At 68.6% G+C, this 19,414-nt stretch carries 15 protein-coding genes and 2 pseudogenes; 6 read left to right on the forward strand and 11 right to left on the reverse strand.

Features of this window, described 5'->3' with window-relative positions; all coding sequences use genetic code 11:
• Positions 1-240: 240 nt before the first annotated feature.
• Complete coding sequence (locus RT655_RS09665) at positions 241-2,859, forward strand: sensor histidine kinase KdpD (protein WP_313536386.1); 2,619 nt, start codon at positions 241-243, stop codon at positions 2,857-2,859.
• Between the two features lie 120 nt (positions 2,860-2,979).
• On the forward strand, positions 2,980-3,645 hold the full coding sequence (locus RT655_RS09670; RefSeq protein ID WP_313536388.1) for a Crp/Fnr family transcriptional regulator: 666 nt from the start codon (positions 2,980-2,982) through the stop codon (positions 3,643-3,645).
• On the opposite strand, the gene RT655_RS09675 is transcribed toward RT655_RS09670, so the two are convergent.
• The 5 genes and pseudogenes from RT655_RS09675 to RT655_RS09690 all read right to left on the reverse strand — a co-directional run.
• A complete protein-coding gene (locus RT655_RS09675) occupies positions 3,635-5,221 on the reverse strand; it encodes a tetratricopeptide repeat-containing protein (protein ID WP_313536390.1) in 1,587 nt (528 codons plus the stop codon). The genes RT655_RS09670 and RT655_RS09675 overlap by 11 nt on opposite strands.
• A gap of 43 nt (positions 5,222-5,264) precedes the next feature.
• Positions 5,265-5,885, reverse strand: a complete 621-nt coding sequence (locus RT655_RS09680; RefSeq protein ID WP_313536392.1) for a nucleotide synthetase — start codon at positions 5,883-5,885, stop codon at positions 5,265-5,267.
• On the reverse strand, positions 5,882-7,468 hold the full coding sequence (locus tag RT655_RS09685) for a toll/interleukin-1 receptor domain-containing protein (protein WP_313536394.1): 1,587 nt from the start codon (positions 7,466-7,468) through the stop codon (positions 5,882-5,884). Before RT655_RS09685 ends, RT655_RS09680 begins: the two co-directional genes overlap by 4 nt.
• A gap of 116 nt (positions 7,469-7,584) precedes the next feature.
• Positions 7,585-7,689 (reverse strand): annotated as a pseudogene (locus RT655_RS20000) (PEPxxWA-CTERM sorting domain-containing protein); the annotation flags it as partial.
• A gap of 90 nt (positions 7,690-7,779) precedes the next feature.
• A pseudogene (locus RT655_RS09690) lies at positions 7,780-9,039 on the reverse strand (esterase-like activity of phytase family protein); the annotation flags it as partial.
• A 127-nt stretch (positions 9,040-9,166) separates the two neighbouring features.
• On the opposite strand from RT655_RS09690, the gene RT655_RS09695 reads away from it, so the two are divergent.
• Positions 9,167-10,573 carry a M20/M25/M40 family metallo-hydrolase gene (locus RT655_RS09695; protein ID WP_313536397.1) on the forward strand — a complete coding sequence of 469 codons (1,407 nt, stop codon included), beginning with the start codon at positions 9,167-9,169 and terminating at the stop codon, positions 10,571-10,573.
• 41 nt (positions 10,574-10,614) lie between these two features.
• The gene (gene pdeM, locus RT655_RS09700) at positions 10,615-11,277 is read left to right on the forward strand and encodes a ligase-associated DNA damage response endonuclease PdeM (protein ID WP_313536398.1); all 663 of its coding nucleotides are present in this window, start codon (positions 10,615-10,617) and stop codon (positions 11,275-11,277) included.
• Positions 11,278-11,324: 47 nt separating this feature from the next.
• On the opposite strand, the gene RT655_RS09705 is transcribed toward pdeM, so the two are convergent.
• Complete coding sequence (locus RT655_RS09705) at positions 11,325-12,218, reverse strand: NAD(P)/FAD-dependent oxidoreductase (protein WP_313536399.1); 894 nt, start codon at positions 12,216-12,218, stop codon at positions 11,325-11,327.
• A gap of 106 nt (positions 12,219-12,324) precedes the next feature.
• Between RT655_RS09705 and RT655_RS09710 the strand changes: the two genes are divergently transcribed.
• Positions 12,325-12,777, forward strand: coding sequence for an Rrf2 family transcriptional regulator (locus RT655_RS09710; protein WP_313536400.1), 453 nt, complete (start codon positions 12,325-12,327; stop codon positions 12,775-12,777).
• A 16-nt stretch (positions 12,778-12,793) separates the two neighbouring features.
• On the opposite strand, the gene RT655_RS09715 is transcribed toward RT655_RS09710, so the two are convergent.
• From RT655_RS09715 to RT655_RS09735, 5 genes are all read right to left on the reverse strand, one after another.
• Complete coding sequence (locus tag RT655_RS09715; RefSeq protein ID WP_313536401.1) at positions 12,794-13,519, reverse strand: head GIN domain-containing protein; 726 nt, start codon at positions 13,517-13,519, stop codon at positions 12,794-12,796.
• Positions 13,520-13,636: 117 nt separating this feature from the next.
• Complete coding sequence (locus RT655_RS09720) at positions 13,637-14,170, reverse strand: CarD family transcriptional regulator (protein WP_066722729.1); 534 nt, start codon at positions 14,168-14,170, stop codon at positions 13,637-13,639.
• Between the two features lie 263 nt (positions 14,171-14,433).
• Entirely contained in the window at positions 14,434-14,772 is a 339-nt protein-coding gene (gene fdxA, locus RT655_RS09725) for a ferredoxin FdxA (protein WP_313536403.1), read from the reverse strand.
• Positions 14,773-14,839: 67 nt separating this feature from the next.
• On the reverse strand, positions 14,840-15,151 hold the full coding sequence (locus tag RT655_RS09730) for a S4 domain-containing protein (RefSeq protein ID WP_313536405.1): 312 nt from the start codon (positions 15,149-15,151) through the stop codon (positions 14,840-14,842).
• Positions 15,144-17,621, reverse strand: a complete 2,478-nt coding sequence (locus RT655_RS09735; RefSeq protein ID WP_313536406.1) for a helicase-related protein — start codon at positions 17,619-17,621, stop codon at positions 15,144-15,146. The genes RT655_RS09730 and RT655_RS09735 overlap by 8 nt, the downstream gene beginning before the upstream one ends.
• 236 nt (positions 17,622-17,857) lie before the next feature.
• On the opposite strand from RT655_RS09735, the gene RT655_RS09740 reads away from it, so the two are divergent.
• Complete coding sequence (locus RT655_RS09740) at positions 17,858-19,336, forward strand: M23 family metallopeptidase (protein ID WP_313536407.1); 1,479 nt, start codon at positions 17,858-17,860, stop codon at positions 19,334-19,336.
• Positions 19,337-19,414 lie beyond the last annotated feature (78 nt).

The raw sequence follows: 19,414 nt of genomic DNA on the forward strand, positions 1-19,414 counted from the left end.
TTCACGCACAGCTGGACGAAGGCCAGCGTCAGCAGGAAAAGCCCGCCGAGCGCGGCGAGCCAGAGAATGTCGGACATGGGGTTGGCCCTTGCTTGGCGCCGCCGGGTGGCGGCCTGGGCGCGATCTAGGGCGGAGCGCCGTTAAGCTTCGACGGCGAAACCCGGCCCCGGCATTAAGATTCCATATAGTCCGGCGGTCGGCCGTGGCGCCGGGCAGGCCGGCGCTCTAGGACAGGCCGCGATGAACGATCGCCCCAACCCCGACGCGCTGCTGCGCGAAGCCCGGCGCGAGGCGCGCGGCCGGCTCAAGATCTTCCTCGGTGCCGCACCAGGCGTCGGCAAGACCTTCGAGATGCTGCGCGAAGGCGCCGAGCGGCTGCACGGCGGCAAGGACGTCGTGATCGGCGTGGTCGAGACGCACGGCCGCGCGGAGACCGAGGCGCTGGTCGCCCCGTTCGAAGCCCTTCCCCGCAAGGCCATCGACCATCAAAGCCACCGCCTCGAGGAAATGGATCTCGATGCGATCCTCGCGCGCCGCCCGGCGTTGGTGCTGGTCGACGAGCTCGCCCACACCAACGCCCCCGGCAGCCGGCACCCCAAGCGCTGGCAGGATGTCGAGGAACTGCGCGACGCCGGCATCCACGTCTACACCACGCTCAACGTCCAGCATGTCGAGAGCCTCAACGACGTGGTGGCGAGCGTCACACGGGTGCGGGTGCGCGAAACGGTGCCCGACGCGATCTTCGACGATGCCGAGATCGAGCTGGTCGACTTGCCGCCCGACGAGCTGATCGACCGGCTGAAGGAGGGCAAGGTCTATGTGCCCGCCGAAGCGAGCCGCGCGCTGGCGCACTTCTTCTCCAAGGCCAATCTATCGGCCTTGCGCGAAATGGCGCTGCGCCGCGCTGCGCTCAGTGTCGACCGGGCGATGCTCGACCACCTCGATGCGCTGGCCATGCCCGGTACCTTTGCCGCCGGCGAACGCGTCTTGGTGGCGGTGAGCGAACTGCCCGGCGGGGACGGGCTGGTCCGCGCGGGCAAGCGGCTTTCCGATGCCTTGAAGGCCCCCTGGCAAGTGGTGTTCATCGAGACCCCGCGCGCCGAACGCTTCCGCCCCGAACAGCGCCACCGCGTCGCCGAGACGCTGCAGCTGGCAAGCAGCCTGGGCGCCACCGTCACGACCGTCCCCGCCGCCACCGTGATCGACGGGCTGCGCACCCATCTCGCGGGCATGCGCGCCACGCAGCTGGTGATCGGCCGCTCGCGCCGGAGCTGGTGGTTCGAGCTGCGCCACGGCTCGGTCGTCGAATCGCTGCTGCGCGCAAGCCAGGGCGTGGCGGTCCATGTCCTGCCCTCCACCGAGGAGCGCGTGCGCGAGCGTCGCGCCCCCGCCCTGCCCGCGCTCGGCCGCTGGCAGGAGCATCTGCTCGGTGCGCTCGCCGTGGCGCTGACCGTGATCCTCGGCCGGCTGACGCTGCCGTTGATCGGCGCGGGCGGCACCGACCTTCTCTTCCTGCTGCCGGTGATCCTGATCGCCTTCCGCTCGGGCTTCGGGCCGGGCGTGTCGACCGCGATGATCGGGGGCCTTGCCTATAATTTCTTCTTCCTGCCGCCGCTCTACACCTTTACGATCGGCGAGCCGCAAAGCGTGCTGACCTTCTTCGTGCTGACGGGCATCGCGCTGTTCACCGCCAACCTTACCGGACGCCTGCGCGCGCGGGCGACGCTCGGCACGCGCAGCGCGCAGGAGAATGCCGCCGTCGCCGCCTTCGGCCAGGCGCTCGCCCGCGCCTCGGACACCGAAAGCACCAGCCGCGTCGTCTGCGAGGAGATCGCCCGGCTGCTCGACGTATCGGTGCTGCTGCTCGTCCGCCGCGAAGGCACGCTGACCCGGATCGCCAGCTGCCCGGAGGACGCAGCCCCGATGGGTGCGGTCGACCATGCCGCGGCCGAATGGGCGTGGAGCAGCGGCGAGGCGGGCGGGGTCGGCACCGGCACGCTGATCGCCGCCGACTGGCAGTTCCACCCGTTGCGCACCAGCCTGGGCGTCCTCGCGGTGATCGGACTCGCCGCCCCCGACGGCCGCGAGCCGATCACCCCCGATCGCGCGCTGCTGCTCTCCACCCTGCTCGGCCAGGCGGCACTGGCGCACGAGCGGCTGCGGCTGGAGCAGGACGTGCGCGAAGTCTCGGTGCTGCGCGAGCGCGACCGGCTGCGTGCGGCGTTGCTCTCCTCGATCGGCCATGACCTGCGCACCCCGCTTACCTCGGTCGCGGCAGCGGTCGATGCGCTCGCCCATGCCCATCCGGACGAGCCCGCCACCGCCATCGCCCGCGCCGAAGTCGCCCGGCTGCGGCGCTTCCTCAACAACCTCATCGACATGGTGCGGATCGATGCCGGCGCCGTGGCGCTCAGCCTCGAGCCGATCGACCTCACCGATGCCGCCGCGGCCGCGGTGCACGACCTGCGCGACGTGCTCGCCGGACGCGCGCTGGTCCTGCGCGTGCCGCCCGACCTGCCGCTGGTCCGTGCCGATCCGCGGCTGCTCCACCACATCCTGCTCAACCTGCTCTCCAACGCCGCGGTGCATGGCGGCGAAGGCCCGATCGAAATCCTTGGCGAGCGCCGCCCCGATGCGGTGCGGCTGGCGGTGCGCGACCATGGCCCGGGCCTGCCGCCGGGCGAGGAGGCGACGATCTTCGAAACCTTCGCGCGCGGCGCCGGCAGCGATCGGGCGGGCGGCAGCGGGCTGGGGCTCGCCATCGCCAAGGGCTTTGCCGGGGCGATGGCCGCACCGATCCGGGCAATGGATGCCGAAGGCGGCGGTGCGCTGTTCGCGGTGGATCTCCAGCCGGTATGATCCGCCTGCGCAAATATTAGGATAAAACATCCAAATCCGACTCCATGCCTCCGGATCGGACTTGCCATGCCGCGCGCCAGCCAACATGGTATCCGCGCAGACTTACATCGAACGCGGGGCGTGGGGGCAAGCGAGATCGATCTGGCGACGCGGTTCGCCCAACTCTTCGCGTGCAGCGAAGCGGTCGCGGCCGAGCTGGCCGCGGCGGCGATTTTGCGTCGCTGTCCGCCCAGCGCCACCATCGTCCACCAGGGCGAGCGGCTGGCGCGGGTCCTGGTGCTGCTCGAAGGCCATGTCCGCGCCGCGATGGTGACGATGGACGGCCGGGTGCTCCAGATCGCCGAACATCACCCCGGCGATATCTTCGGCGGCGTCGATGCGAGCCGCGAGCAGGCGAGCGACTGCACCGCCACTATGGCGACGCAGATCGCCAGCTTCGCCACCGCCGACTTCTACGCGCTGGCCGAACGCCACGCCTGTGTCGGCCTTGTCCTGGCACGCGCAATGGTGCGCCAGTTCGGCGCGCTCAGCCAGCTCGTCTCTGCGCGGCTGACGCTTTCCGCCAATGGCCGCGTCCATGCCGAGCTGCTGCGCCTCGCCCGCGAGCAGGACGGCCGCTGGATCCGCCCGCTGCCGGTGCTGTCCGATCTCGCCTTGCGCGTCCAGACCGCGCGCGAGACCGTATCCCGCGCCGTTTCCGCGCTCGAGCGGCGCGGCATCGTCCAGCGGCACGAGGACGGGCTGGAGATCGTCGCCCCCGCCCGGCTCGAAGCGCTTATCGTCTGAACCGCGGCTTGAGCGCGTAGACCGTCGTCGGCGCCTGGCCTACCAGCGCCATCTCGCCTACCAGTTCGGCCCGCCCGGCATCGGCCTCGCACGCGGCGAGGCTGGCGGCGAAGGCTTCGCTGGCGAAGGTGGCGCCGGCGGTGGTCACCCCCAGCAGGCGTTCGGCGAGGTCGAAGGCGCCGCCCAGCAGCACCGGCGCGCCGGTCACCGGATCGTCGATCGACGTCGCGAGGCCGATATGCAGCGCCTGGCGGAACGGCCCGCTCGCGCCCAGCGTCGCCGACAGGCGCACCGCTGCGGCATAGGCCTGGCTGGTGCCCTCGAACGCGATCAGCAACCGCCGCGACGTCCAGCGGATGGCGAGCGTCGGGGTGTGACAAAGCGCCTGGCGCAGCGCCGGCAGGCGCCCCGCCACGTCGCGGTCGAGTGCCACGAAATCCTCGCCCTCGCCGCCGAGCAGGTCGACCGCGAGCACCGAGATCACCTGCGGCGCGGTGCGATCGGCGCCCTGCGGCCCCGAGGGCGCGCGCAGCGGCAGCAGGTGCTGGCGTCGCCCGGCCTTGCGCCACAGCCCGCCGGCATGCGCGCTCTGCCCGACCTCGTCGACCGAGGCGGGACCGAGCAGCAGCTGCACCGCTTCGGACTGGAGCAGCCCGGCATGCATCGCCGCGCGCCCCATCGCGACGAGATCGGCGAGCCGGACCGAGGGCATGAACGCCCCCGGGCTCGCCTCGCCCATTTCCTGGACGCTGGCGGCCTCGGCCAGCGCCGCCTCGAAGCGGGTCACCCAGCCTTCGCCATGCGGGCGCACCGAGCGATCGACGAACGCCGCGACGTCGCCGGGGAGCACCACATGGAGTTCGGCACCGCGCGCGATCAGCCGCTCGGCGATCAGCAGGTCGGCGCCCGCAGCGAGCGCGCCATAGCCGAAGCCCACCCGCTCCTGCGCCAGCAGCGCATCGATCGACTCGGAAAGCGCCGCCACGTCCTCGGGCAGGCGCATATGGCCGGCGAAATGGAGGCTGCGCGGCGGGCGATAGGCATCGAGCCATGCCGCCGGTGCGCCCAGTTCGGCGAGGATCACGCCGAACTGGCGCAGCGTCGAGGCATGGTCCTCCCAGGCGAGCGGCGCCGCGCCGATCGCGCGGGCGAGCGCGGTCTCGGCGGCGTCGCGGTCGCCCGCCAGCAGCAGCGCCTCGGCCTCGGTCGCGCCGAGCCAATAGGGGGTTTCGTCGGGAACGCCGGCCTGGAGCAGGTCCTGCACATCGGCGGCGAGCGCCCGGCTGCCCGCCACGTCCCCGGCGATCAGCGCGAGCGTTGCCGCGTTGATCAGGGGATAGGGCGCCGGCGCCAGCTGCGCCGCCGCACTATAGGCGGCGGCGGCTTCGCGGGCATGCTGCCGCCGGGCCTCCCCGGCGAGCAGCAGCGCCTCGTCCTTGAGGAGCCTGCCGCGCAGGCTGAGCACGGCGGGATCGTCCGCGACGCGGTCATAGCCCGCGTCGCGAAACATCCGCCAGGCGAGATCGAGCGCACCGGCACGCGCCTGGGCCGTTATCGCTAGCACACTCGACGTCATCCTACCCGGCATACTCCCCTAAGGCGTTACAGTGAAACGCCGATCATTCGTCGCCATCGGGCTCCTGCGGCTTCGGGTCCTTCGGCGGTACATGGCCACCCTGGTTCTCCACGTCCGGATCGATAATGGTCGGCATGCGCATATCTCCTTGCAAAAAGTCCACGTACAGATTTAGCCCTTCGCACGTCTTACGGTCCTCTGGATTGGTGACGTACTCCACGAAGAATCCGACGGCGGAAATCCTGCCTTTGTCATCGAGCAGTGGGAAGGCGCGGCGATACTTGCCGTCCGGGAATTCGTGCTTCGTGCTGACATACAGGCTGTTCGGCGTATATTCCCAGAAATCGCCGATCAGCTTGAAGATGACGCAGCAAGGCTCGCGGACGACGATATCGAGCGGCGTTGGCGGGGGTGTCGTCGGGCCGACGAGGATAGGTGTGATGTTCGGCGGCGCGGCCACGAAGTCGCGGACGATCTTGGTAAAGTCGTCCGCCTCGGTCACTTGCTTTCCGTTGCCAAACCGATCGACATCCTCATACCCTTCGATATGAAAATTCAAATCGCCCAGCGGATAACCGCCCCTGCTGCTAGCAAATATCTGATATCGCTTGACCAGCTTTATGTACGATGGTGAAAGTATCGACAGCGGATATTGACCGTTCATTTACGTTTCCCCTCGATTCGGACCAGTTCGGCCTCCATCTCCTTCAACCTAGTCGCGAGTTCTTGATTTTCGGTATCTTCCTCCGTCATTGTACGGAGGTCACTGATGGCGGCACGCATACGACGCACGGCCAAGGCGTCGTCACCGTTGCGGTTCTCCAACTTTGCGAGAGCGCGTTCCGCCCAAATCAGCATGCGTCGGTTGCGCGCGTTCCCTTGGTCCCGAGCAAAAAGGCGCTCAAGCAGTGCAACCTGTTGCCGGCGAAGGTCTAACGCAGCATTCATGTTACGAGCATCAAACTGCGCATCAGCCAACCACCCTTGCCGATTGGCAACATCTCGCCAGCGCTGTTCCGAATCGGGTTCGCGTTGCGCAAGGGCTTCGTTGGCGCGTAGCGCTTCGCTACATAGTGTCACTGCGCGCTCCGCTTGACGCTGCTCCATCCTAAGAGCGCATAAATTGCCGGCGGCATAGGAAACCTCTTCCGCGCTGCGCGAATTGGCCGGAGAGAGCGCCATCAATCGATGGGCCAACGCGGCATAGGCTTCGAAATGCGGCTCGGTCGCCGCCAGTTCGCCTGCCTTGAAATGCAGCAAGCCGAGATAGAACTCGCTCTGCGCATGCGCGAACACGATGTCGTACTGGTTCGGCTCGCGCTCGATCAGCGCGTGGGTGATACGGTTGGCCTGGAGGAAGGCGGTACGGGCGCGGGCGATTTCCTTGGCCTCCATCGCATCCTCGCCCATCGTCATGATCGCGCGGGCGCGGCGGGCGAGGACATCGGGGGGCAGTGTCGCCAGATCCTGCTCGCCATAATAGCGGAGCGCACGCGCATTGGCTTCCCGAAGCACGTCGAGCCGGCCGACCTCTTTCAGCCGGCCCCGCAGATCGGTCAGCATGAATTCCACCAGCCCCTCCGCCTGGGCACGCCGAGCCTCCGCCTCCCCGCGGGCCCGCACGGCCAGGATCGTCAATCCGGCCATGGCTAGCAGCAAAAGAATCGCGAGCGCCGTGACGGCCGTCACGCGCCGCACCCGCGCCTGCGCGTCGCGCTGCACCAGCGCATCGAGCGGCACCCCCACCGCACCGGCGACCAGCTTGAGCAGTGCCAGTCGCCTGCCGTCCTTGCCCTCGCGGAAATCGGCGGCGAGCGGCTCGGTCTCCGCACCGTCGGCGGTGCGCCGCAGCGGCAGCGGCAGTGCCTCGGCCGGTTCGCCGGCGAACAGCGCGGCGAGCACCGGGCGATCGGGATGGAGTTCGCGGAACAGCGCGATCTCGCGCGCCACCCATTGCGAGGCGGCACCCGCAGGCGTGCACACGACGATCAGGCAGGCGGACTCGGCCAGCGCGGCGCGCACCTCGGCGCTCAGGTCGCTGGCGGCGGAGAGTTCGTCGAGATCGCGGAAGATCCGCCCCAGCCGCCGCGGCACCAACCCGAACGCCGCCGCGCGCCCGACCAGCTTGGCGGGAATGCGATAGCGCTCCAGCGCGCGGTGCAGCCAGCGCGCTGTTACCTGATCGGCGTGGTTGTAGCTGATGAACGCGCCATACCGCGCGCTCGCCTCGATCTCTGTCGTTGTCACGCGGCCCCTTCCCCGGCCGCGACTATCTCAGAGCGCTGGGAGACCGGCAAGGCTTTCGATCCGCAGCGTCGCACGATGGTGCGGGGCGCCGGACGGCACCCCGCACCCTTCTCCGTTCAGGCCAGCGCGGCCTTGCCGCGACGCCGCAGCATGCCGCCGATCATGCCGAACCCGGCGATCAGCATCGCCCATACGCCCGGCTCCGGCACCGCCGCCACCGACTGGGCGACATAGCCCGGCAGGTCCTTGTCCTGGAAACCGAACACATAGAACTGGTTGGCGCCCGCCACGCCTGGCACGAAGTCGTTGTCGTTGGCGAGGTACAGCGTGTGGTAGGTCCCGCCATTATACGCCACGTCCTGCCCGAAGCTGACGCCTTCGATCTTGGCGGGCACGTCTGCGCCGTTGACGCCCTGCTTGGCCAGCTCGGCCACCAGGTCGAGGAACGGCGTGGAGGACTTGGCCACCGCCTTGTCCAGCGCTGCCTTGCCGCTGAGGTTGGTGATGTCGGTCGCGCCGGCCAGGTCGACCAGGAACAGCTGCTTCACCTTGGCGGTCGAGCCGTCGCCCAGCCCCTTGCCGTCCCGCTCGTCGACCAGGAACTGGTGGTCGTTCAGCGCCACGATCTCGCTCACGCCCGAACCGTTGGTGAGCTTGTAGCCATATTCGTGGGTCGTGCCCGTCGCGATGTCGATCGTGACGATGCGGACCAGCTTGCCCGCCTTGTCGGCATCCTGCTCGAGTGCTGCCTGCAGGATGCCGACCAGCGTCTTGCCGTCGGGGGTGATCGCCAGGCCTTCCATGCCCTTGTTGGCGACGCGGCCCACCGTGTTGCCGCTGATCTCGGTATCGCCGTGCGGCGAGAGGTTGGTCACGTCGAGGTTGGTCGGCAGGGTGAAGGTCTTGACCAGCGCGCCGGTCGCGCGGTCGAACTGACGGACATAGGGGCCGTATTCGTCGGAGATGAAGACGCTCTTGCCGTCGTTGGAGACGCGGATCGCCTCGGGATCGAAGCGGCCATTGGCCGGGTTGGCCGAGGTGCCGGCGCCGTAATTGTCCGAGCGGCCGCTGAAATAATAATGCCCCGCGCTGTTCACCACCGGCGCGCCCGAGCCGAGCGGGGTGCCGTCGATCTTGGTGCCGAGCCCGGCGCCGGTGCCATAGGTGAGCGTGGTCGGGCTGTAGAGCAGCGTCGTCTTCTGCAGCTGCGGCGTCAGCGTGAAGGGCAGCGCGCCGCCGGCCGAGGCGGTGAGCGTCATGCTGAGCGTCTGGAAGCGGCTGATATACGAGGTCGTGTCGTCGATCAGCGCGTTATAGCCGGTGGCGTTGGGCCCGCGATCGGGCACCGCCAGGAAGGTGTTGCCGCCGGCATAGCTGAGCCCCGAACCGATGCCGCCGAGGATATTGGCGGAAAGCCCGTTCTCCAGCGTGTAGCCGAGGCCCGACAGGTCCTTGCCGGTGCCGGCGGCGCTGCCGGTCAGCTGGCCTTGCGCGAGCAGCACCAGTTGGGCGTTGGCCGGGGCGATGACGGCGCAGGAAAGCGCCAATGCGATACCCATTTTGCGAAGCATGAAAGTCCCCCTGAACGCGCCATCACCGGCGCCAAGGTCTTGTTAACCATGCCGCATGACGCTTCCGAGACAGGCTGTACCTCTGCCGGGGTTGCGGGCGCGCACGGCGAGGCATAGCTGGAGAGCCATGACCGACTCCGTCCTTGCCATCGCCGATGCGCAGCTCGATTCCAGCATCGAGCGCCTCGCCGCACTGATGCGCGTGCCCTCCATCTCCACCGATCCGGCCTATGCCGCCGACTGCCGCCGCGCCGCCGAACAGCTCGCCGCCGAACTGGCGGAGCTCGGCTTCGACGCGCGCGTCGCCGATACGCCGGGGCACCCGATGGTGGTCGCGCACCATGACGGCGACGGGCCGCATGTGCTGTTCTACGGGCACTACGACGTCCAGCCGGTCGACCCGATCGAGCTGTGGACGCGCGACCCGTTCGACCCGTGGATCGACACCCGCGCGGACGGATCGAAGACGATCGTCGGCCGCGGCGCCTCGGACGACAAGGGCCAGCTGCGCACCTTCGTCGAGGCGTGCCGCGCCTGGAAGGAAGCCGAGGGCCGCCTGCCCTGCCGCGTCACCATCCTGTTCGAGGGCGAGGAAGAATCGGGCTCGACCAGCCTCGAGCCCTTCCTCCACGCCCATGCCGAGGAGCTGAAGGCCGATTTCGCGCTGATCTGCGACACGCTGATGTGGGATCGCGACACCCCCGGCATCACCATCGGCCTGCGCGGCATGGCCGCCGGCCAGGTGACGGTGCGCGGGCCCTCGCGCGACCTCCACTCGGGGCTGTACGGCGGCGCGGCGCGCAACCCGCTCCAGCTGCTCGCGGGCATCCTAGGTGAGATGAAGGATGCCGATGGGCGGGTAACGCTCGACGGCTTCTATGACGGCGTGCCGGACACCGACCCGACCGTGCTGGAGAGCTGGAACAAGCTCGGCTTCGATGCGGGCGAATTTCTCGGCGAGATCGGCCTGCGCGTACCGGCGGGCGAGACCGGTAAGACCGTGCTCGAACAGGTTTGGTCGCGCCCGACCGCCGAGATCAACGGCATGTGGGGCGGCTATACCGGCGAAGGCTTCAAGACGGTGATCCCCGCCGAAGCGCACGCCAAGGTGAGCTTCCGGCTGGTCGGCACCCAGGATCCGGACCAGGTGTGGGAAGCGTTCCAGACCCATGTCCGCAGCCGCCTGCCCGAGGATTGCTCGGCCGAGTTCGTCACCCGCGGCCCCGGCAGCTTCGCGATCAGCCTGGCGAGCGACAGCGGTCCGCTGGCTGCGACACAGGGCGCGCTGGATGCCGAATGGGGCACGTCGGCGCTGCTCGGCTGCGGCGGCTCGATCCCGGTGGTCAATTCGATCCGCTCTATCCTGGGAATGGACAGCGTGATGGTCGGCTTCGCGCTGCCCGACGACAATATCCACTCGCCCAACGAGAAGTATGAGCTGAAGAGCTTCCACAAGGGCATCCGCTCCTGGGTGCGCATCCTCGGAGCGCTGGGCGAGGCGGCCCGAGTCGAACGCGCGACGGTCGCCGCCTGACAGGCATTGACGACGGCGAACGGAAGCGGGATAGCAGAGCCATGGTTCCCCTTTCGTTCGCCGGTCATGACTTTCGTGCGCTGCCCGAGGGCGCGCTCTATTGGCCGGCGCGGCGGGCGCTGCTCGTCGCCGACCTGCATTTCGAAAAGGCGAGCTGGTTCGCGCTCGGCGGCCAGATGCTGCCGCCCTATGACACGCTGGCCACCCTCTCCGCGCTGACCGCGCTGGTCGAGCGGGTCGCGCCGATCGAATTGTGGTGCCTGGGCGACAGTTTCCACGACGTCGAAGGCTGCGACCGTCTGCCTGGGCAAGCCCGCGCGATGCTGACCGCGCTGACCGGTGGGCTGGCCTGGCACTGGATCACCGGCAACCACGATTCGGTGCTGGTCGATCATTGCGGCGGCGTGGTGCACGAGGAGGCCGACGTGGACGGACTGGTGCTTCGCCACGAAGCCGAGGCCGGCGAGCCGCGGCCGGAGCTGTCGGGCCATTTCCACCCCAAGCTGCGCCTCACGCTACGGGGGCGGCACGTCGCCCGCCGCTGCTTCGTCGCGACCGGCACCAAGCTGATCCTGCCGGCCTTCGGCGCGCTCACCGGCGGGCTGGATGCGGGGCATCCTGAAATCGTACGTGCCGTGGGTCCGGGCGCGGAGGCGCTGATCGCCACCGAACGCAAGCTGCTGCGCTTTCCGCTGGCGGCGTAAGGCCGCCCCGCCGCCCTTGCGAACGGGCGGCGGAAACGCCGTGTGCGTTAGGCCCGCACCAGGGATTGATGCGCGCCGATCCCGGCAAGCACGCCCGACGCCGCGGCGAGCGTGGCATTGTGCATCGGACCGGCCGCATCCCCCGCGGCATAGACTCCCTCCGCATTGGTCGCCCCCCAGGTATCGACCCTCACAAAGGGGCCGCTCGGCCCATCCTCCATCGCGCAACCGAGCTCGCGCGCGATCGGGCTGGTCGGGCGGGTCTGGGGCGCCGTGAACACCGCCTCCACCGGGAGGATGCGCCCGTCTGCAAGCCGTACGCCCGACAGGCGGGGTGGGTCCCCGAGCAATGCCACGACGGGAGTCCGCTCGATCGTGACGCCGCGGCGGGCGAGCAGCGCTGCCGGCTCGGCATCCGGCTCGAACAAGCCTTGCGTGAAGAAGGTGGCGGGTCCCCAGTCCGGGATCAATGCCGCTTGATGGGCGGACATCGGATGCGCAGCGATGATGCCCAGCGGGCGATCGCGAACTTCATAGCCGTGACAATAGGGGCAATGGAGCACGGATGCACCCCAGCGCTCAGCCATGCCGGGGATATCGGGCAGCGTGTCCGTCACCCCGGTGGCCAGGATGAGGCGCTTGGCACATCGATCGATACCGCTTGCCAGGCGCACCTCGAAGCCCCCCGCTATCCGCTTGGCGCGGACCGCCTCGCCCTGGACCATCTCGGCGGTCGGATAGGCAAGCAGCTGGCACGCCGCTTCCCGGAGGATCGCAAACGGCGCGCGGCCGTCCTGGCCCAGGAAGCCGTGCGCTGCATCGGCGTAGCGATTGCGCGGTGCCCCCGCATCCACCAGCAGCACATCCTGCCGCGCGCGCGCCAGTTGCAAGGCGGCAGCATGGCCTGCGAAGCTGCCCCCGATAACGATAACGTCGTGCATTACCTGACCACCCGAATCATGAAACATATGGTGTTACGTTATCGGATGGTGGTCAGTTTGCAACTTCAAAAGTGTCTTGATAAAGCCACCGCGAGGAGGTCGCCACATGCAGTTGGACGCCAGATTGTCGCGCATGCTCCATCTGCTGATTCACCTGGATCGTGCGGACGGACCCATGACGTCGGAGGCCGCAGCGGAAATGCTCGGGACCAATCCGGTGGTGGTGCGCCGGACGCTCGCGGGGTTGCGAGACGCGGGCATCGTCCGCTCGACCAAGGGGCATGCAGGCGGCTGGACGCTTTCCAAATCGCTGGACGACCTCCGCATGCTCGACGTCTACAAAGCGCTCGGCGAACCCCGGATTTTCGCGATCGGGCTTGCAGACGCGGCGCCCGAATGCCTGGTGGAGCAGGCGGTCAACGCCTCGATGTCCGAGGCGCTGCGCCGCGCGGAGCTGCTGCTGGTAGAGCAGCTCTCGACCATCACGCTCGGGGACATCGCCGCCGATTTCGACCGGCGCCTGTCCGTTCATCTGGAAGGCCGCGCCAACGGATCCTAGGCGAGGACGCGCTTCCTTACGAGCACTTCACCTCGCCCGAGCCGACCTTGCTCACCTCGCACTTGGCGCCGCCGCCGAGTTCGACATCGCCCGAGCCGAGGATCGAGACCGATGCCTTGCCCGTCACGTTTGCACGGACGCTACCGGCGCCGGCGATCGAGATGTCGGCACTGCCCGCGGTAAATTGCCGCCCCTCCAGATCGCCCGAACCCGCGAGCGAAAGGTCGATCTTTTCCGCGCGCCCCGCCAGCGCGATGTTGCCCGAGCCGGCAATCGACAGCGAAGCTTCACGGGCGGCGACCGCGGCGATGTCGAGATCGCCCGACCCGGCGACCGCGCCTTCGAACTTGCCCTCCACGCGATCGACCTTCATCGTGCCCGAACCTGTCACCGTGGCCTCGCGCAGCTGCGGCATCACGATGTGGATTTTCGCGCCATCGCCCTTCTCCCACATCATGCCGGCGCGCTTCCTGCGGCCGACATTGAGGGTCTTGCCGTCGAGGCGGATGTCGAGCTGGTCCAGCACCGCCGCATCGCCTTCCGCCGTTATCAAGAAAGCCGAGCCGCTCCGCACATCGACGTCGTCCGAGCTCTTCAGCGCGACGCCGCTAAACCCCGTTGCGGCAAAGCTGCGGCTGGTGCCGGTGCCGCTGGCCTCGACTTTGGTTCCCTTGGTGTCGCTCCAGCTGGCGTGGCAAGCGGTGGCAAAGGGCAACAGAGCGAGTACGAGCAACGGACGCATGAGGGACCTCCCGGATCGTGTATTGCCATCATAATACACAATCCGACCGTAACGAAAAGGGGGCGCGAGCCCGTGGCTCCGCCCCCCTTTGATCCGACCCTTCGGGTTTCCGCGTCGTCAGGCGGGAACCTTGTCCTTGTTGTGGATCGCTGCGGCCTTGCGCAGGATGTCCAGGATCTTTTCCAGCGCCGCCGGTTCGTCAATCTCTTCCATCGCCGCCAGTTCGCGGGCGAGGCGGCTGGCCGCGCCTTCGAAGATCTGGCGCTCGGAATAGCTCTGCTCGGGCTGGTCGTCGGCACGGAACAGGTCGCGGACCACTTCGGCGATCGACACGAGGTCGCCCGAATTGATCTTGGCTTCATATTCCTGGGCGCGGCGCGACCACATGGTGCGCTTGACCTTGGGCTTGCCCTTCAGCGTATCGAGCGCTTCGCGAAGCGTCTTGTCGCTGGAAAGCTTGCGCATGCCCACGCTCTCGGCCTTGTTGGTCGGCACGCGGAGCGTCATCTTCTCTTTTTCGAAACGCAGGACGTAAAGCTCGAGCTGCATGCCAGCAATTTCCTGCTTTTGCAGCTCGATCACACGGCCCACGCCGTGCTTGGGGTAAACGACATAATCGCCGACATCGAAGGACAGCGCCTTGGCAGCCATGTGCGAGGAACCTTTCGTGAATTACCGGCCCCGGTAAGATTGCGGATCCCGCCCAGGCGCGCGACACGCGGCGGACGAGGGAACACGGGGCATACGCTAGCGTCTCCGGGCGAAGGCGAGTCTTTCTACCTTCGTCCCGCGCTATTTAACACGCTCGTAATAAAATTACCAGTGAAAGGTCACGCGAAAGGCGCATAAATCCATGCGCCCTGCACCATTTCGGGGCCATCGCTCACGCCTGAGCGAACGTGCCCCGAGTCCGTTCAATCGCCCGAGCCGGGGTTCGGCGAGAAATATTTGTCGAACTTTTCGGTCTCGCCCTTCATCGCATCGGCATCGGCAGGCGCCTCACCCTTGGTGGTGATGTTGGGCCACTGCTCCGAATAGGTGCGGTTGAGCTCCAGCCACTTTTCCAGGCCATTCTCGGTGTCGGGCAGGATCGCCTCGGCCGGGCATTCCGGCTCGCACACGCCGCAATCGATGCATTCGCTAGGATTGATGACGAGCATGTTCTCGCCCTCATAGAAACAGTCCACCGGACAGACCTCGACACAGTCCATGTACTTGCACCGGATGCACGCGTCGGTGACGACATAGGTCATTGGGGAAACGGTCCTTGGTTGCGAACGATCAAAGCGGGGGCCCTGCTATGCGCGTGCGGCGCGCACGTCAATCATGGCCCGGGAGCTGAACGTCCCGATCGGTGACGAGATCCTCATAGCACAGCCGTGCCTCGCCCGGCGGCCCGCGGCGTATCGGCAGCACCGCGACGCGCAATACCCGTACCTTGCCCATGATCGGAAAGGCGATAATCGATCCCACCCGCACCGAGGCGGCGGAGCGTTCCACCCGGCGGCCGTCGATCCGCAGCAGCCCCTTCTCGCAAAGCGCCTGCGCGGCACTGCGCGTCTTCACGATCCGCACATACCAGAGAAATCGATCCAGCCGCATCGCCGGGCCATGCCCCGAAGGCTCAGCCATTGCGGAGGGCCGCCAGCGCCGCGAAGGCATTGCCGGGCACCGCCACCGGCTTGGGCTTTGCCAGCGGGGTGAGGCCCTGCCAGATCCAGCGCTGCGGCGCATCGCCATCGCCCCGTGCGGTGCGGAAGCCCATCTGCGCCATCAGCCGCGCGATGGTCTCCGGCTTGAGGCCGATCGAGGTGGCGAGCGCCGGATCGGGGGCGAAGGGCTTGCGGCCCTGCCGCGCCTCGTGCGCCGCGCGCGCGATCCGCTCGACCAGATCGACCCGGACGGCCTGGGCACCGAAGGGGCGGAAGCCGTGGACGAGATCCGCGCCGCTCCCCTCGCGCGGCAGCACCACGGCGGCATCGGGTGGCCCCTGCTCCAGCCCCATCAGCGCACGGCGCCGGGCGGCGGCACGCGGCTTGAGCAGCGCAGGCGCGAACATATCGAGCGTGCCGATCGTCATGCCGATCTTGCGCAGACGGTGCCGGGCGGGCCCATCGAGCGCTTCGAGCATGGACCCGGCTGCACGCCGGGGCAGCAGCCCGCCCTGTTCCAGCAGCGCATTGGCCAGCGCGCGCAGGGGTGCCCCCGCCGCTTCCTCGCGGGTGATCGCATCCAGCTTGGCGAGCACCGGCAGATCGGCCGCGACGCGCTCGGCAAACCAGCGCTCGAGCCGCGCCTGTACCGCGCTCTTCGTCTGCGGATCGAGCACGTCGAGCGCACGATCCAGTTGCACGCGCGGGCGCACCAGATTCGCCCCCGGCTTGAGCAGCGCGACATCGTGCCCGCGCCAGTGGAGCGCGGTGCCGATCTGCGCCAGGTCCGCATCGGGCGCCGCCGCCAGTGCCGCACCGCGCCGGCGATATTCCCCCGCCAGCCGTTTTTCCGCGGCGGCGAGCAGCATGCGCTTGTCGCCCGCCCGCGCCTCGGCGGCGACGGTGAAGCGGAAGCCCTGCAGCGTACCGAGGGGGTGCTCCTCTATGCTCACCTCGCCCTCGGGCCCGATCGTTACCGGCAGGTTCGAGGCATCGGCGCCGATCTGGCGGAGCAGCACGGTGGTGCGCTTGTCGACGAAGCGCTGGGTGAGGCTGGCGTGGAGCGCGTCGGAGAGCTTCTCCTCGATCGCCCGGGTCCGCTCGGCCCAGTGCGCCGGCTGCTCCAGCCAGTCCGCACGATGGGCGATATAGGCCCAGCTGCGCGCCGCGGCGATGCGCCCGGCCAGCGTCTCGACATCGCCGCCCATATTGTCGAGCCGCTGGATCTCGTCGGCAAACCATTGGTGCGGCACATGTCCGCGGCCTTCGGAGAGGTGCCCGAACAGCCGCCCGACGAAGCGCGCATGCGGATCAACGCCGAGCTTTCGGAAATCGGGCAGGCCGCACGACGACCAGAGCCGCGCGACCATGCGGGGATGCCGGACGCGATCGCGGACCCAGCTTTCTTCCGAAAGGCGCTTGAGCACCGCCAGATCGGTCGCCTGGGGCGCCGCACGCAGTACCTCGGCGCGGGGCTTGCGCTCCAGGCTGGCGATCAGCGCGTCGATGCTGTCGAAATCGGGCTCACCCTCGCGCCAGTAGAGATGCTCGAGCCTTGGCACCTGGTGCCCCTCGATCGCCAGCACTTCCTCGGGGGTGAAGGCGCTCGGCCCTTCCTCGTGGAGCGCGCCAAACGTCCCGTCCTTCTGATGGCGCCCCGCGCGGCCGGCGATCTGCGCCATCTCGGCGATGGTCAGCCGCCGCTGGCGACGCCCGTCGAACTTGTGAAGCGAGGCGAAGGCGACATGGTGGACGTCCATGTTGAGCCCCATGCCGATCGCGTCCGTGGCGACGAGATAATCCACCTCGCCCGCCTGGAACATCGCCACCTGGGCGTTGCGGGTGCGCGGGGACAGCGCCCCCATCACCACCGCCGCGCCGCCGCGTAAGCGCCGCAGCGCCTCGGCCACGGCGTAGACTTCCTCCGCCGAGAAGGCGACGATCGCCGAGCGGCGCGGCAGGCGCGAGAGCTTCTTCGCCCCCGCATAGCTGAGCGTCGAGAAGCGCGGGCGCCCGACGATCTCCGCCTCGGGCACCAGCGCCTTGAGCATCGGGCGCAGGCTGTCCGAACCGAGGATCATCGTCTCCTCGCGGCCGCGGGCGCGCAGCAGGCGATCGGTAAAGACATGGCCGCGCTCGGGATCGGCACCGAGCTGCGCCTCGTCGAGCGCGACGAACGCGGTCTCGCGCTCCAGCGGCATGCTCTCCGCCGTGCAGCAGAACCAGCGCGCCTTGGGCGGCAGGATCTTCTCCTCGCCAGTGATCAGCGCGACTTCGGTCGGGCCCTTCATCCGGACGACCCGGTCATACACCTCGCGCGCCAGCAGCCGCAGCGGGAAGCCGATCATGCCGCTGGCATGGCCGCACATCCGCTCGACGGCGAGGTGGGTCTTGCCGGTATTGGTGGGCCCCAGCACTGCCGTGACGGGCGAACGGGAGAACTGGCTCATGTCAAAGTCCAAGATCGGCGCCCGCGCGGCATTAGGCAACTCCTTGGCGCCGCTTTTCCACGACTTCGTGACGGTTGCGCCCGATTCGGCCGTTTCGCCGCGCGCGTTGCACGGGTTGGCGCGTGCGGTGCCACCGGGTGGCAAACTTAATTTGACTTTAAGCCGGTGATTCCAGAGTGATTCGATGGACGCGCCGCTTCTTGCCGCGCGCAATCGGGTCTTAGGGGCAGCACGGCTTGTTCTTTCGCGACGATCATGGCTCGGGCCTTGCCGGCGGCGGCGGTGGCCTGGCGCGCGCGATCCCGGCGGTTGCCCCCACCCGGATCGGCACGCGGCTGGCGACGCTCGATCTGGTACCCGATCTTGGCGCTGATATCGGTTCGCGGGCCTGGTTCCGCGGCGCGGCGACCTGCGCAGCGCTCTGCGCGGCGACCTGGATGCTGTCGCCCGGCTTCGACCGGCCGATCGCGGGCATCGTTCCCGCCCCGCTGACCGGCGAGGCGGAGCTCGCGCAGCAGGCGCAGGCGATCACGCCGCTGGCCAAGGGATCGCGCACGGGCGTCCACGTTGCCGCGACCGGCCTGGTCAAGCCGCTTACCGACACCCCCGAGCGCCCGATCATCGAGCATGAGGCGAGGCTCGCCAGCGGCACGATGCTGCGCGGCGTGTTGCAACGCTCGGGCGTGGGCGAAGCGGATGCCGGTATCGTCACAAATCTGGTCTCCGGCGCGATGCCGCTGGGCCAGATCCAGCGCAACACCGTGTTGGAAATGACGCTCGGCCGCCGGGCCGACACATCGCAACCCCGCCCGCTCGAGAAGCTCGCCTTCCGCGCCGCCTTCGATCGCCGGATCGAAGTGGTCCGCACCGGGGCCGCGCTGGCGATCAAGTCCATCCCGATCGCGATCGACCGCACGCCGCTGCGCGTGCAGGGGCTGATCGGATCGAGCCTCTACCGCGCTGCCCGCGCCGCCGGCGCGCCGGCCAAGGCGGTGGAGACCTTCCTGCGCACGCTCGCCAGCCGGGTGTCGGTGTCCAAGCTGGGATCGTCGTGCAAGTTCGACCTGATCCTCGGCCAGGCGCGCGCCGCCACCGGCGAGGTCCAGTACGGCCAGCTGATGTATGCCGGCGTCACCGGCTGCGCCAACGGCGTCCAGCTCGCCCCCTGGGAGAGCGACGGCAAGACCGAATGGTTCGATGCCAGCGGCACCGGCAGCAAGACCGGCATGATGACGATGCCGGTCAACGGCCGCTTCTCCTCGGCCTTCGGCATGCGGATGCACCCGATCCTCGGCTTTACCCGGATGCACAAGGGCATCGACATCGCCGCGCCCTATGGCTCGCCGGTCTTCGCCGCGGTGGACGGGGTAGTGCGCGTCGCGGGCGGCGCCTCGGGCTATGGCAATCTGGTGCGGATCGACCATGGCGGCGGCTTCGCCACCGGCTATGCGCATCTGAGCAAGGTGATGGTCCGGCCCGGACAGTCGGTGCGGAAGGGCCAGCAAATCGGCCGCAGCGGCAATTCGGGCCTGTCGACGGGGCCGCATCTCCATTTCGAGACGACCCGCAACGGCCAGGCGGTCAATCCGCGCGCGGTGTCGTTCACATCGGTACGGCGCCTCGCCGGCGGGGCGCTGGGCGCGTTCAAGGCCAGGCTGCACGGCCTGATGGCGGTGCCCGTCGGTCACGGCGCCGAGAAGGAAGCTGCCGAATAACGGACGGCGGGGGTCACAAACCCCCGCGTCATCCCGTGGCAGCAGGAACGGCACCGACTCCGCCAATGGATTCCCGCC

It is taken from the genome of Sphingomonas sp. (assembly GCF_032114135.1).
Lineage (GTDB): Bacteria > Pseudomonadota > Alphaproteobacteria > Sphingomonadales > Sphingomonadaceae > Sphingomonas.

Coding starts and splice junctions, on each gene's coding strand:
- RT655_RS09665 (WP_313536386.1), top strand. CDS start 241: ATGAACGATCGCCCCAACCCCGACGCGCTGCTGCGCGAAGCCCGGCGC.
- RT655_RS09675 (WP_313536390.1), bottom strand. CDS start 5,221: ATGACGTCGAGTGTGCTAGCGATAACGGCCCAGGCGCGTGCCGGTGCG.
- RT655_RS09680 (WP_313536392.1), bottom strand. CDS start 5,885: ATGAACGGTCAATATCCGCTGTCGATACTTTCACCATCGTACATAAAG.
- RT655_RS09695 (WP_313536397.1), top strand. CDS start 9,167: ATGACCGACTCCGTCCTTGCCATCGCCGATGCGCAGCTCGATTCCAGC.
- pdeM (WP_313536398.1), top strand. CDS start 10,615: ATGGTTCCCCTTTCGTTCGCCGGTCATGACTTTCGTGCGCTGCCCGAG.
- RT655_RS09705 (WP_313536399.1), bottom strand. CDS start 12,218: ATGCACGACGTTATCGTTATCGGGGGCAGCTTCGCAGGCCATGCTGCC.
- RT655_RS09710 (WP_313536400.1), top strand. CDS start 12,325: ATGCAGTTGGACGCCAGATTGTCGCGCATGCTCCATCTGCTGATTCAC.
- RT655_RS09715 (WP_313536401.1), bottom strand. CDS start 13,519: ATGCGTCCGTTGCTCGTACTCGCTCTGTTGCCCTTTGCCACCGCTTGC.
- RT655_RS09720 (WP_066722729.1), bottom strand. CDS start 14,170: ATGGCTGCCAAGGCGCTGTCCTTCGATGTCGGCGATTATGTCGTTTAC.
- fdxA (WP_313536403.1), bottom strand. CDS start 14,772: ATGACCTATGTCGTCACCGACGCGTGCATCCGGTGCAAGTACATGGAC.
- RT655_RS09730 (WP_313536405.1), bottom strand. CDS start 15,151: ATGGCTGAGCCTTCGGGGCATGGCCCGGCGATGCGGCTGGATCGATTT.
- RT655_RS09735 (WP_313536406.1), bottom strand. CDS start 17,621: ATGAGCCAGTTCTCCCGTTCGCCCGTCACGGCAGTGCTGGGGCCCACC.